Raw genomic sequence first — 12,633 nt, 5'->3', positions numbered from 1 at the left:
ATACATTTGGCATACCATTCACCTAACTGAACAGGTAATTTCTTTCCATTAAAAAGAATCTTCTGACTTCTTAATACCTCGTAACTGTTATTAACAGTTTCGATAGCATCAAAAATCATCTTATTATCTGGTAAATGAAGAAATAATGTTTTCTTTGCATGTGATTCTTTTTAACTTTCTCGAAAATTGCTTTTCATACCACTCGCCAAATTGATCATCACCGATCAATTCAAGAGAGTCATAAATATAGCCCTTCTTTACCAGAAAATCTTCTGAGAACCCCTCAACTTTCTTCTTCAAAAAAGAACAATGGGGCGAAAGTTCCATCCTTCACAACAAAGACAGTATCTTTATAGTAGTCGCTAGATCCATGCGTATCAGCATTAAATGAATCTATAAAATTAAATAAGCTATCCATATCCACAATAATGCCCTAATTAAACTCTAATCTTAGTTAAATCCTCATCAAAGTTAAGAACAGAGTGCGCCAAACCAATATTTCTTGTTAACTGGTACTGACAGAAGACTTTAAAATCATCAATCTTAGATTGGTAAAATTTCTTATCGTCTTCACTAGCAGCATTCTTTAATTCTTCTGAGGCTAAACACGCATGTTCTAATAGAAGCCATGAATGACAAGGTTTCCACAATAGTTTTGGAAATCTGTCGCATGAGCAAGAACACCCATATCATTTTTCTTGGCCAGCATCTCACCAAACTTAGCAAGAACCTTCTCACTCATCTCCATTGATTTACCAATCATTGAAACTTCATGAGGAAATTGTTTAGCCTCTTCTCTTTGCATTGTTTCCTGAATCTTTTTACCAACAGAGAAGAATGTCGCTCCTCTATCTTTTAAGATCTTCCTCATTACAAAGTCGATTGCTTGAATCCCATTTGTTCCTTCATAAATTGCTGCAATTTTAGAATCTCTTGTGAATTGCTCAATACCGTACTCCGTACAATATCCGTATCCACCGTGTAGTTTGGATAGCATCTGATAGAAATTGACAAACGCTTTCGTCTGAACAATATGTATTTACAGTATTGGTGTAAAAAGAGCAATTTCCTTCTCTGCTTGCTCATCACCTTTTTCTGCTTTATCAAATAAGTTTCCTGTATAAAGACAAAGAGCTCTTAAACCACGAGCTGTTGATCTCATTTTTAGAAGCATTCTCTTTACATCTGGAAGATTAATAATTTCAGTTCCAAACTGGCTTCTCTCTTTCGCATACTGCTCAGTTAGCATATAGACAAGGTTCGCCTGAGACTCTCCTTGTAAACCACACAGGAGTCTTGCTTCGTTCATCATAATGAACATATTAACAATACCTTCGTGCTCTTTTCCAATTAGCTCTCCAACACATTCACCATCTTGACCAAAAGTTAGCTCACATGTCGCTTGACCATGAAGTCCCATCTTCTCTTCAAGTTTCGTACATCTAACGTTATTAGACTCACCATTTGAACCATCTTCATTAATTTTGAATCGAGGAACAATGAATAGAGAAAGCCCCTTCGTCCCCTCAGGTGATCCTGGAGTTCTAGCAAGCACCAAATGGATATTGTTTTCGTAAAGATCACTCTCTCCAGAAGAGATGAAAATCTTTGTCCCAGAAATAGCATATTGTCCATTATCTAGTGGTTTTGCAGTAGTCTTTGCATTACCAACATCAGACCCGGCTCCAGCTTCAGTCAAACACATTGTTCCACCCCATGAACCTTCCATCATTTTTGGTACATAGAGATCTTTCTGCTCTTGCGATCCAACTTTTAAAATTACATTCATCGCACCTTGAGTTAATCCGTAATACATTGACCAAGAAACGTTGGCTCCAATGGCCATAGAATAACAAGCAATTTTAGTGCGTGAGGAGCAGGCATCCCACCGACTTCTTCAGGGTATCCAAGAGCAAACCAGCCATTCTCATAAAACTTCTGATTGGCCGGCCCAAAGCATTCAGGAACTTTGACATTCCCATCCACCATTTTCACACCTTCCTCATCACCTGGAACACGTGTTGGATACACTTCGTTTTCAACAAACTTGTCGAATTGTTCAACAATGTCTTTCAGTTCAGCTTCACCGTAACCTAACTCTTGCGCTTCATCTTGAATCTTACAAGTTTTAAAGAGATTAAAATAAACATCTTTTAAATCTGTTTTGTACTTAGCCATATCTTTTTCCTTATTTAATTGAATACTTATCCATTATATAAGAAAAATGAGTTTAGCGCAGGAAAAACAAAAAAAGCACGGGATTACCCGTGCTCTCTATTCAAGTATTTTCTTTTTCTTTCTATCTTAGAACTGGCTGCTTGATAAGTGCTTGATTTAAGTCAATTCTTTTCCAACCACCATCATAGTAGACATCCCAAATTTTTGAGTCAGTTGTCTTAATTGTTTCGCAGTATGAATTACCATAACAATCTTGATCTGGTGCTACATAGTTTTGTAGATAACCATTAACCACCTTCTTTAGTCTGACATTATAACTTGAGTGTTGGTTTTTCGCATCTTGTACTCTGTCGGCTAGATAATTTGCAAGCTCTCCAATATTATTTCCATGAGATGCATCTTGATCAAAAGTAAATGTTACTCTATCAGAACCACACATTAACATATCGACAGTTCTTTGAATTGATCCATCAGACCCAAGTAGTCTGATTCCAATATAATCATCTTCATTTCCTTTATAGTCACCAAACCAACAACTTGAATTGATGAAACCACTCTTCTTTTGGAAGCGATACATTCCAGGATTTGAAGCTTCTGAAAAATTTCTATTTCTTATGTTACTAATTAAATCATCCGCATTGACTACCGAGCCAGGTGTCCCTGATGATCCCGTATTTGATTCTTGTGTACCACTTGTTGAACTGTCTCCACCAGACTTGTTATCACTTCCACAAGAAGCAAGTGAGAAGGCCAATAGACCCATCATAATAAAACTCAATACTTTTTTTCTTTTCATACAAATATCCCCGTTTCTCTTAAAAACTGTAAACATAAATCTAATTGCCTTATTTATATACAAGTCTCGTGCCAAGTTTTGTGCGACATTTGGCCAAAAATAGCATTAGAACTGTCTAATTTATGGACAGTACGTTAATATCTATACGGTATAGATTGTGGAAACCACGGCTATAATAGGTAATGAATGAGGTACATATGAGTATTAAGAATATATCAAATCGCGCCCTGCTGATGATTCTAGATGGGTTCGGAATTAACGAAAATGAAGAAAAGAATGCAATTAGAGATGCCAAGACACCAATGCTTGACTCTTATTTCAAAAGTTATCCCTTCACAACAATACAGGCCGGTGGTGTTCTTGTCGGTCTCCCAAAGGGAGTATCTGGAAATTCAGAAGTAGGCCACATGAACCTTGGTGCCGGTCGCCCAGTTCGTCAAGACCTCGTCAGAATTAATGAGGCCATTGATAATAAAACATATAAGGATATGCCCAAACTCAATGAACTTGTCGAAGCAGCAAAAAAGAATACTAAGAGAATTCATATCATGGGACTACTTTCAGACGGTGGAGTTCACTCTCATATTGATCATATAAAGGAAACAATTTCAATTCTCTCAAAAAATATGGATCTTGATATTTTCTTTCATGCTTTCATGGATGGAAGAGACACGGCACCAGATATTGGAAAGAAGTACATAGAAGAGTTGAAAAAAGAACCGGGCTTTACCTTTGCATCAATGCAAGGACGATCAATTGGAATGGACAGAGATCGTCGTTGGGAAAGAATTAAGTCTGCATACGATATGTTCACAGGAAAAGGACAAGTTAAAGAGATCGATCACTTGACCTATATGGATGAAGAATATGCTCAAGGTCGTTTTGATGAGTTCATTACTCCAAACCTCTTTTATAAAAATGCAGCCATTCAAGAAGGTGACTGTATTTTCTTTATTAACTTCAGACCAGATAGAGCAATTCAACTGGCCCTTGCTTTTAATCAACCTGAATTTAATGAGTTTGAAAGAGACTTTATCCCACCTTACTATCTTTGTATGACTCCGTATGTTACTGATGAAGTTGAGCTACCGATTCTCTTTGATAAAGAAAAAGTAACAGGTGGAATGACTGAATATCTTTCCTCTCTTGGGAAGAAACAATTAAAGATTGCTGAAACGGAGAAATATGCTCACGTCACTTTCTTCTTCAATGGCGGTGAGAAGAAAACTTTTCCAAATGAGGAGCACATTCTCATTCCATCACCTAAAGATGTTGCGACATATGACCTCAAGCCTCAAATGAGTGCTCCAGAGGTAACAGAAAAACTACTTAATGCAGTTCAATCTGATTACGACTTTATGGTCGTTAACTTTGCGAACTCGGACATGGTCGGTCATACTGGAAAATATGAAGCTGCTGTAAAAGCAATCGAAGCCTTAGACTCTTGTGTTGGTAAGCTTGTTGAAAAGTGCCTTGAAGAAAATGTGACTGTTCTAATAACTGCGGATCACGGAAATAGTGATCAAATGGTACATAAGGATGGAACTCCTCACACTGCTCACACGGGAGCACCTGTTCCATTTTGTGTCATTCATAGATCTCTTCAGGATAAAGAATTTACAGTGACAAATGGAGATCACTCTTTAATGGATGTTTCTCCGACGGCACTCTATACTATGGGTATTGAAAATCCTCCAACTTTTGTTGGAAAGAATATTTTTGAATAGGAATAACTATGTCTGAATCTAAAATTAAATCAGTTGCAGTTTTATGTAGTGGTGGTGATAGCCCTGGAATGAATTGTGCGATCCGCTCTGTTGTAAGAACGGCCATTGGAAATGGACTTGATGTTTATGGAATCCAAAGAGGATATGCAGGCTTACTCGAAGGTAATGTTAAAAAGATGGATGCCTCAAGTGTTGGAAATATTCTTCAACATGGTGGTACGATTTTACAGACCTCACGTTGTCCGGAGTTTCATCAACCAGAGATTAGAACAGAAGCAGCTCATATCCTGAAAAGAAAGGGTATCGATGCACTTATCGTTATCGGTGGAAATGGATCATTTAATGGTGCCTGGGAATTGCATAAAGAACATGGTGTTCTTGTGGCTGGTATTCCGGGAACAATTGATAATGATATAGAAGGAACAGACTACTCGATTGGATTTAACACTGCTGTACAGACAGCTGTTGAAGCAGTCGACAAGATTAGAGATACGGCACACTCTCACGACAGAACTTTTGTTGTAGAAGTTATGGGAAGAAAATCTCCTGAAATTGCACTGCATGTTGGTCTTTGCACAGGGGCCGAGAATATTATTCTTCCGACAAAAGATGAGATTAACTACGATCAAATCGCTGCCGATATCAAAAGAGGAATAAAAAGAGGAAAGGGTTCTTCAATTATTATCGCTGCTGAAGGTGAAAAAGAAGGACTAAGTCATCGAGTTAAAGATGAGCTTCTCAATAAACACGGAATAGACTCTAGAGTTTGTATTCTTGGACATATACAACGCGGAGGAAATCCTACTGCCCACGATCGCTTCCTAGCTAGCCAAATGGGCTACATTGCAGTTGAATCGCTTTGTCGTGGAGAAAAGGCCATTGTCACGGCTCAAAGAAAGGGAAAAATCCTCGCAGTACCATTCGAAGAATGCCTAGGAAAGAAATTCAACACAGACCCCGAATTCCTAGACATAGTAAAAACCCTCTCAATCTAATCGCAAGGTACCAGTATCTTTTCCTTATGAGTCATGTGTCATTTAACGCAACTCTCATAAGAAAAAGATACTGGTACTTCGTTTATTTATTTAAGTTTTTACTAGTTAGTGAGTTTTTTAGGAAAAGGAGGAGGTTGTTTTTCTCTTCCTCTGTTAGCCTCAGGTTCATGGCAAGTCTTTCAGAGCGGTTATTGAACTGTGCCCTCACCTTCTCTCTATCCCAGTCCCTTGTGAATTTTTCGTTATAGAATTTTCCAAACTTTTCATTCAGCTTTTCAGGATTAAAATGCATCAAAGTTCTCATTGGATGATCATAGTGATCAATAACTTCTTCTAGAGTCGCAAAAATTCCATTGTGCATATATGGTGCAGTTTGAGAAATATTTCTAAGCCCAGGAGTTAAGAAACGATACTTATCCTCTTCCTTACCAGTCACTTCAAAGCGACCTTCATCATTCTGAGTTTTACCAACTCCGATATCTGCAATTAAGATATTCTCAAATGAATTATCAGAGAACCTCTCACCTGAGTGACATTCAGCACAGCGTGCTTTGTCCATAAATACGATGGCACCTTTTTTCTCCTCTGGAGTTAAGGCCTGTACACTACCATTGAGATAATCATCCCAAGGAGTATCGTTAACAAAGAATTCAATTTCTTCAAAGTGTGAAATGGCCTTACCGACGTGTCCTATATTGTATTCAGTAATTCCAGGGTAAGCCATTTGAAAGAATGCTCTTAGGTTTTCTTCAGATAAAATATTTTCTAAAATAGCATTCCACATGACATCATGGCTTTCTCCATCGAGCTCTGGCCCCTTCATCTCTAGGCTACTTGTAGGTGGAAAAAGTGCTTGCGCTGCGGCTGCATTTATCATTTCTTTTGCAACGTCTGCCAAGATAGGATCTTTACCTGTTAAAAGATCACTTGGTGTTGTGACATAATTTTCTTTTTTATCAAATGAAACACGACCATCCCAGAATAAGAACTTAACGCTCTTTAGAGATCTATTCCACAGGGCTGGTGAATTTCTCTTAGTGACTCCAGCGCTACCTTGAGTTCTAAAAGTAATATCACCTTCAGCTCCTGTACCTAATGCTAATGGAAGGTTGTCGCCTGTTCCCCTTGTCGGGTGATGGCAATGAGCACAAGATATATCACCGGCCAGGGATAGTTTAGTAGAAAAGAATAGCTCTCTACCTAATTCATACAAGGGCAATTTTTTTGAATTATCCCTGACTGGTGATGAAAAGTTAAACTTAGTTATATATTCACTTAAAGTTTTATCTAATTCACTATCTCTTAAAGATGCAGAAGGAGTCTTTGCAAACCCCTCCTGCGGGCAAATTAGAATGGAAACGATAAGAGTCATCAAGAAGAATTTAGTCATGTGTTCCGCCTACTTGTTCAGATTTTGTCTAAACTAAATAATAGGATGCACATTATAAACCTTCAAGAAATGTCATCTTTTGTTAACCTTCAGACAGTATGATTTTTGTCATAATGTCTTAAACACCCAGGGTGTTTGGTTGATCAAACTTTAATTTTAAAAGCCATACATGTCAACACTTTTTTTTAAAAACATTTTGGAAGATTACTCCAGCCAGAAGTAAAACGTGGGGAAAGATGGTCTCTTCTCATTTTCCAGGTATCATTATCAACCCCGCAGGCCATGGATCGGAGTGTATTTGCCCCTTCTCTAGCATTAACTTGATCAATTACTCTCATTAATTTTAGAGACTTGATATCGTCAGACTCACCAAAAAGGGAAGCCTGTAACTGCTCATTGTCAGCGAGGGAGCTTAAACGAATCCCAGCTTTCTTATAAAGGACTCCCATTCGAAATAGGTCGTCGAGAACCTTCCAAGCATATTTGATAACTCTTCTTGTATCCATTGTTGGAGTTAAGAACTTATAGCTTTCTCGCCCATAAAACATTTGCTCACCGACTTTATAAGGATCGCTATGACAAAAGACTTCAATTACAGCACAAGCACTCTCCTGCTTTCTCATTTTCTCACAAGCACTTGTCGCATAGTTTGCAATAGACTCTCTTAAGCCCTGAAGATTTGCGACAGGACTTCCAAAACTTCTCGAGCAAAGAATTTCTTTCTTCTTTTCAATAACTGTGTTCAACTCAAAACAGGGTATTCCCCTCAACTCGTCTTGAGTCATTCTTCCGAGTTTAGTGAATATCTTTTGAATATTTTTTTCATTCTTATAGTTTTTAAACTGTAATGCATTTCTTATTCCTAACCCTCTTAGCTTTAAAGAGTTCTTCCTACCAATTCCCCAAATATCACCAATCTCGGTCCTTTCAAGAGCAATATTTTGATGGTCTTCATTCATGAGAACGACAACCCCTTGAGCCTTTTGAGATTTCTTTCCCAAATTATTAGCAATTTTAGCAAGTGTCTTAGTCGGCCCAATCCCTACACTGACAGGTATTCCAGTCCATTTAAAAACGGTTTCTTTTATCTCTCTTGCATACTTATTAAGATCAACATCAAGTCCAGCAAGGTTTAAGAATGCTTCATCCACAGAATAGACTTCCATTTCTGGGGCAAAGCTAGAGAGGACACTCATCACCCTGTCAGAGATATTCGTGTATAAAGAAAAGTTTGATGAAAAAACAGCAACATTATTTTTCTGACAAAGATCCTTAACTTTAAAATAAGGATCTCCCATTTTTACTCCAAGGGCCTTAAGTTCGTTTGTTCTAGATACAAAGCAGCCATCATTATTTGAAAGAACTCCAACTGGTCGATGGTTTAAGTCTGGTCGAAACAATCTCTCACAACTACAAAAGAAAGAATTGCAGTCAATAAGGGCATAGATCGGCTTCATTACTAATGTCCTCTGAGATCCCTTGCCTGTGCGACAACGACACCCCAAACAAGAAAGTCCATCTCTTCAGTCACAAGAATATCGCGATGTAACTTATTCTCTGATCTCAAGATAATTCCTTTCGGCGACTTCAAAAGTCTCTTACAAAAAAACTGTCCATCAAGATAGGCAATCACAATCTTTCCCTGTGTCCAGTTTACTGATCTATCAACAATGAGAACATCACCAGGGAAGACCACTGGCTCCATAGAGTCACCAGTGGCCTCAAAGAAGAATGTCGACGACTTATTTTTTATGAATCTCTCATCCAATGACTGATACTTTTCAATATAGTCATCAGAGATGCCAAAGAGACCACAATTAGCTTGAAAAATAGGTTTGCTAAGACTTTCCATAAAGTCATTATAACTTACGCATAACTTACGCACAAGATAAAATAACAATAAGTGATAAGTAGCTTATTTTATTAAGCTGAGCTAGGTAAAATAAGGTCATCCCTTCCAATAATCTCTCTTAGAGGAATAACTTTGTCCGGTCCAAAATGAGAAAAGTCGCTAGTAATTAGCTTTAAACCTGTTTCCAAATGGGCCTCAAGTTCATCCAAAGAAAGAGAAGATAACTGGCCCATGTTTATCTTACCACGGGCCGTAATCATTCCCCCGCAAAGACAATTGTCTAAATTCTGAATGGGAAGAACCATTGCCATAGACCAATACATAATCAGAAATGGGAGCTCTAACCACCTATAGAGATCGTCTTTACAGGAAGAAATCATAGAGTCCTCTACACACAGAACAAAACGCCGAGGGGGCAACTTCAACCCCAATTTCTTATTCAAGTAGACAAACTTTTCTTTAATAGATTTACCTCTATTACCTAAACCAACTATCTCAAGGCCGGGAACTCCTTTTGTAGAATAACCAAAAATTTCCATAATATGTGAGTTTGTTCCATTTGGAATAAGAGCATACATTTGCTTGTGCATATCAACCTCCACCCTAACTAAAGCAAGAGGTCATAAGTTTCGTTTTTTTTAAGTCGTTAGAATGACTTGAGAGAAATAAAGAAAAAATCAATTATTGAAGTGGTGCCTTAGAAGAATAGAAGCATTTTAAAATCATCGGCATCTTTTCTAAGAGTAGTGATCTTGAAAAATCTAAACCAAAAGCAAAGTCTTTCTGCATTTTCTTACAACCATGATCTGGTTTAATACAATAGTGATTATGTTTCTTGTCGCATTCAAGTGAAAGAATAACAGTTTCAGCAAAGTAACAATTTACTCTCTTCTCAACAGCATCAAATCTGGCCTTCGTATAGTTATGGACGAGCTCATACTTATTAAGACAAAACTTAGAGATATTAAATTCTCTGCCCATGCAGTCTATTGTCTTCGGATCTTTCTTTTCAACGATAAGGGGATCTTTCACTCCAAAAGATGAACAAACTTCTTTGAAGCCAAAGCGTTTAACAGAAACCCCTTCCTCTTGCACTCTTTCGAGTTTTGCAAAGATAGAAGGGGTTGTCAGAAATATTAAAATTAAAATTTTAACCAGGGAATAATCCACGGTATCTCATAGCTCTCATTAGACGCTTGAATGCAGCAATGAAAGCAGCTTTTTTCATATCTACTTTATACTCTTGATGAGCTTCGTAAACATTTTCAAAAGCATCTTTTAAGATGTCGTGAAGCTTACTGTTGATCTGGTCAAGATCCCAGAAAAAGTTCTGTAGTCCTTGTACCCACTCAAAGTAAGAAACAATAACACCACCAGCGTTACAAAGAATATCTGGGATAATAAATGTTCCCTTCTTTGCGATAATTTCAATTGCTTCTTTTGTCAGTGGTCCGTTGGCACCTTCAGCAATCATCTTAGCTTTTACTGTATCCGCATTTTCTTCAGTGATAACACCATCGATTGCAGCAGGAATTAGGATATCTACATCTAGTGCTAAAAGTTCAGCATTTGAGATGTGCTCAACATTAGGTAGATCCTTAAGCAGTCCACCTCTTTTAGTGAATGAAGAAGCCTTATCAATATCAATTCCGTCTTTATTATAAACAGCACCTGATACGTCAGAGATAGCAACAATTTTGGCACCTTGATCTCTTAGATCTTCAGCAGCAGGAACACCTACTTTACCAAAACCGTGGATAGCAACAGTTGTGTTACTTCCAATTTTCATTCCCATTTTTTCTGCAGCAAAATTCACACAGAATGCTACACCTTTACCAGTTGCTTCGGCACGTCCAAGAGACCCACCAACAGTAATTGGCTTACCAGTTACAACACCTGGAACAGTGTAACCTTTAAGTTGAGAATATGTATCCATGAACCAAGCCATAGTCTGTCCATCTGTTCCAATATCTGGAGCAGGGATATCAATATTTGGTCCAACGATCATGTTAATTTCAGTCGTGTATCTTCTTGTAAGGGCCTGAAGCTCTTGTCTTGAAAGTGTAGAAGGATCAACAGAGATACCACCTTTTGCTCCACCAAGAGGAAGACCAACAAGGGCACACTTAAAAGTCATAAGCATAGCAAGACCAGCTGTTTCAGAAAGGTCTACTTTTGGGTGGAAACGAATCCCACCTTTACCAGGTCCTAAAGTCATATTGTGCTGAACACGAAAACCTTGGAATGTTTTTACTGTACCGTCATCTAGCCTAATTGGTACTGCTACTTGGAGTGCTCTCTTTGGGTACTTTAGACGTTCCATGATGTTTGGGTCTAGTCCCATAATTGACGCCGATTCCTCTAATTGCTTAACTGCATCTTGATAGAGTGGGCTTTCCATTAAGCTCATATTAGCTCCCTTAAAAAATTAGGATTTTCAGTTATTAAATTGCAACTAATCTACTCCAATTTTAACAAGAGTGCCAAGATTAAAAATAGGGGGAAAAATCATAAAAAGACCCAGTGATTCAATTTAGTATTGAAGCACTGAGTCTCAAGGAAATTTATGAATGATATTAAATTATTACTTACGTACTAAAAGTTAAATGGACTACTGTACATGAACTGAATTCTCGCATCAGAATCTTCTGAAAAGATAACAGCGTTGTCAGACTGACTTGAAGAAATTCTAGCTGATATTGTATCCGTAAAAGCTTTATCAAAGTTAGTAACGTAGCTCTTATTTTGAGGCTTATAATCCACGCTCGCAGTCGCTCTATAATTCTTAAACTCTTTTCTCATATTCATATTCAAACCATCAGAGAAGCTATAAGTCGTCCTATAATCAACATAAGGATTAACAACTCTCATAATGGCCGTCCCCTGAAGAATACGGGCCTTGAATTTTAGTTTAACATTCTTTGAGATACTAACTTTAGTATTTGGCTTTAGGGCCTTTTGCGCGCGTCCAACATTGGCCAACGCTGAGCCTCTTTCCGCTCTTTTAACTTCACCTGAAATACGTTTATCAACATACTTAAGGATTCTCTTATTGAAATAGTTTACTTTAGCTTCTCTGGAAACAATTGAATAAAGACCAGTCGATTCTAAATTCCAGTTTTTGACATAATCTTCTCTTTCTTGCCATGCTTCAAAATCACCGCGCATCGAACGAAGTACACCCGCATCATCTTCAACTAGAATTCCTTCATACCAATAAGTAATCCTCTCCGGTGCCGGAGCGTAGTCAACATCTGGAATATGACTCTGAGGTCCTCTTGTTTGAATCTTATAGTTAGGATTGAAGGCCTTGAATAGGTTCTTCTCAGCAGCAAGGCAACTGCCTGCAACTGTCATAACCATACATAGCTGTAAAAACTTTAGACATGGTGTAAATTTTTTACTTAGTTTAACCTTCATAATAAGTCCCCTAAATTACTTAAATCGTCGTTTCTCTCAGTAATTTAGTTGCAATCGGTATGCCACAATGCAAAAGACGAAGCACAAGGGCTTCGTCTTATATTTTAGCAAATTTATGAGGTTTACTGTCTAAAGAGGATATATTTCCTACAAATCTACGATATCACGTGTCTCTGCGAGAAGCTCCTTCAGAGCATCCTGAGTCTTCTTATCAAGCTTCTTACCTTTTGCCTGTGAATTCAAGGCTTTAAGGAAAGCATTGGCCGTCAGTCCNT

At 37.9% G+C, this 12,633-nt stretch carries 13 protein-coding genes and 1 pseudogene; 2 read left to right on the top strand and 12 right to left on the bottom strand.

Annotated elements, in window-relative coordinates; all coding sequences use genetic code 11:
• Positions 1-123: 123 nt before the first annotated feature.
• The 5 genes and pseudogenes from M901_RS17715 to M901_RS02920 all read right to left on the bottom strand — a co-directional run bounded on the left by M901_RS17715 (position 124) and on the right by M901_RS02920 (position 2,974).
• Complete coding sequence (locus M901_RS17715) at positions 124-300, bottom strand: hypothetical protein (RefSeq protein ID WP_198295328.1); 177 nt, start codon at positions 298-300, stop codon at positions 124-126.
• 137 nt (positions 301-437) lie between these two features.
• Positions 438-650: an acyl-CoA dehydrogenase C-terminal domain-containing protein gene (locus tag M901_RS02930; protein ID WP_021276675.1), complete on the bottom strand. Its 213-nt coding sequence runs from the start codon at positions 648-650 to the stop codon at positions 438-440.
• Positions 617-1,705, bottom strand: a pseudogene (locus M901_RS17935) (acyl-CoA dehydrogenase family protein). The gene M901_RS02930 and the pseudogene M901_RS17935 overlap by 34 nt, the downstream one beginning before the upstream one ends.
• Positions 1,706-1,800: 95 nt before the next feature.
• On the bottom strand, positions 1,801-2,178 hold the full coding sequence (locus M901_RS16140) for an acyl-CoA dehydrogenase, N-terminal domain protein (RefSeq protein WP_021276670.1): 378 nt from the start codon (positions 2,176-2,178) through the stop codon (positions 1,801-1,803).
• A gap of 121 nt (positions 2,179-2,299) precedes the next feature.
• Positions 2,300-2,974, bottom strand: coding sequence for a hypothetical protein (locus tag M901_RS02920; protein ID WP_157679785.1), 675 nt, complete (start codon positions 2,972-2,974; stop codon positions 2,300-2,302).
• Between the two features lie 197 nt (positions 2,975-3,171).
• Here M901_RS02920 and gpmI point away from each other — a divergent pair, with 197 nt between their 5' ends.
• Together gpmI and pfkA are read left to right on the top strand one after the other, a co-directional pair.
• Complete coding sequence (gpmI, locus tag M901_RS02915; protein ID WP_021276662.1) at positions 3,172-4,701, top strand: 2,3-bisphosphoglycerate-independent phosphoglycerate mutase; 1,530 nt, start codon at positions 3,172-3,174, stop codon at positions 4,699-4,701.
• An 8-nt stretch (positions 4,702-4,709) separates the two neighbouring features.
• Positions 4,710-5,696 carry a 6-phosphofructokinase gene (gene pfkA, locus M901_RS02910; protein WP_021276674.1) on the top strand — a complete coding sequence of 329 codons (987 nt, stop codon included), beginning with the start codon at positions 4,710-4,712 and terminating at the stop codon, positions 5,694-5,696.
• Positions 5,697-5,778: 82 nt separating this feature from the next.
• Here pfkA and M901_RS02905 read toward each other — a convergent pair whose 3' ends face one another.
• The 7 genes from M901_RS02905 to M901_RS02875 all read right to left on the bottom strand — a co-directional run bounded on the left by M901_RS02905 (position 5,779) and on the right by M901_RS02875 (position 12,358).
• Positions 5,779-7,086 (bottom strand): cytochrome-c peroxidase, encoded by a 1,308-nt coding sequence (locus tag M901_RS02905; protein WP_021276663.1) that lies wholly within the window; start codon positions 7,084-7,086, stop codon positions 5,779-5,781.
• A 185-nt stretch (positions 7,087-7,271) separates the two neighbouring features.
• Positions 7,272-8,543 (bottom strand): Y-family DNA polymerase, encoded by a 1,272-nt coding sequence (locus M901_RS02900; RefSeq protein ID WP_021276677.1) that lies wholly within the window; start codon positions 8,541-8,543, stop codon positions 7,272-7,274.
• A gap of 2 nt (positions 8,544-8,545) precedes the next feature.
• The gene (locus M901_RS02895) at positions 8,546-8,938 is read right to left on the bottom strand and encodes a LexA family transcriptional regulator (RefSeq protein ID WP_021276668.1); all 393 of its coding nucleotides are present in this window, start codon (positions 8,936-8,938) and stop codon (positions 8,546-8,548) included.
• Between the two features lie 71 nt (positions 8,939-9,009).
• Entirely contained in the window at positions 9,010-9,528 is a 519-nt protein-coding gene (locus M901_RS02890; RefSeq protein WP_021276671.1) for a hypothetical protein, read from the bottom strand.
• A 91-nt stretch (positions 9,529-9,619) separates the two neighbouring features.
• Positions 9,620-10,033 carry a hypothetical protein gene (locus tag M901_RS02885; protein WP_021276661.1) on the bottom strand — a complete coding sequence of 138 codons (414 nt, stop codon included), beginning with the start codon at positions 10,031-10,033 and terminating at the stop codon, positions 9,620-9,622.
• A 55-nt stretch (positions 10,034-10,088) separates the two neighbouring features.
• Positions 10,089-11,348, bottom strand: coding sequence for a Glu/Leu/Phe/Val dehydrogenase (locus M901_RS02880; protein ID WP_021276665.1), 1,260 nt, complete (start codon positions 11,346-11,348; stop codon positions 10,089-10,091).
• A 185-nt stretch (positions 11,349-11,533) separates the two neighbouring features.
• Entirely contained in the window at positions 11,534-12,358 is an 825-nt protein-coding gene (locus M901_RS02875; protein ID WP_021276672.1) for a hypothetical protein, read from the bottom strand.
• Positions 12,359-12,633: the final 275 nt, after the last annotated feature.

The organism is Bacteriovorax sp. DB6_IX (genome assembly GCF_000447775.1).
In the GTDB taxonomy this organism is placed as follows: Bacteria; Bdellovibrionota; Bacteriovoracia; order Bacteriovoracales; family Bacteriovoracaceae; genus Halobacteriovorax_A.
Note: the sequence above shows the minus strand (reverse complement) of the source record. Positions and strands in the feature narration are given on the sequence as shown.

Coding starts and splice junctions, on each gene's coding strand:
- M901_RS16140 (WP_021276670.1), bottom strand. CDS start 2,178: ATGGCTAAGTACAAAACAGATTTAAAAGATGTTTATTTTAATCTCTTT.
- M901_RS02920 (WP_157679785.1), bottom strand. CDS start 2,974: ATGAAAAGAAAAAAAGTATTGAGTTTTATTATGATGGGTCTATTGGCC.
- gpmI (WP_021276662.1), top strand. CDS start 3,172: ATGAGTATTAAGAATATATCAAATCGCGCCCTGCTGATGATTCTAGAT.
- pfkA (WP_021276674.1), top strand. CDS start 4,710: ATGTCTGAATCTAAAATTAAATCAGTTGCAGTTTTATGTAGTGGTGGT.
- M901_RS02905 (WP_021276663.1), bottom strand. CDS start 7,086: ATGACTAAATTCTTCTTGATGACTCTTATCGTTTCCATTCTAATTTGC.
- M901_RS02900 (WP_021276677.1), bottom strand. CDS start 8,543: ATGAAGCCGATCTATGCCCTTATTGACTGCAATTCTTTCTTTTGTAGT.
- M901_RS02895 (WP_021276668.1), bottom strand. CDS start 8,938: ATGGAAAGTCTTAGCAAACCTATTTTTCAAGCTAATTGTGGTCTCTTT.
- M901_RS02890 (WP_021276671.1), bottom strand. CDS start 9,528: ATGCACAAGCAAATGTATGCTCTTATTCCAAATGGAACAAACTCACAT.
- M901_RS02880 (WP_021276665.1), bottom strand. CDS start 11,348: ATGAGCTTAATGGAAAGCCCACTCTATCAAGATGCAGTTAAGCAATTA.
- M901_RS02875 (WP_021276672.1), bottom strand. CDS start 12,358: ATGAAGGTTAAACTAAGTAAAAAATTTACACCATGTCTAAAGTTTTTA.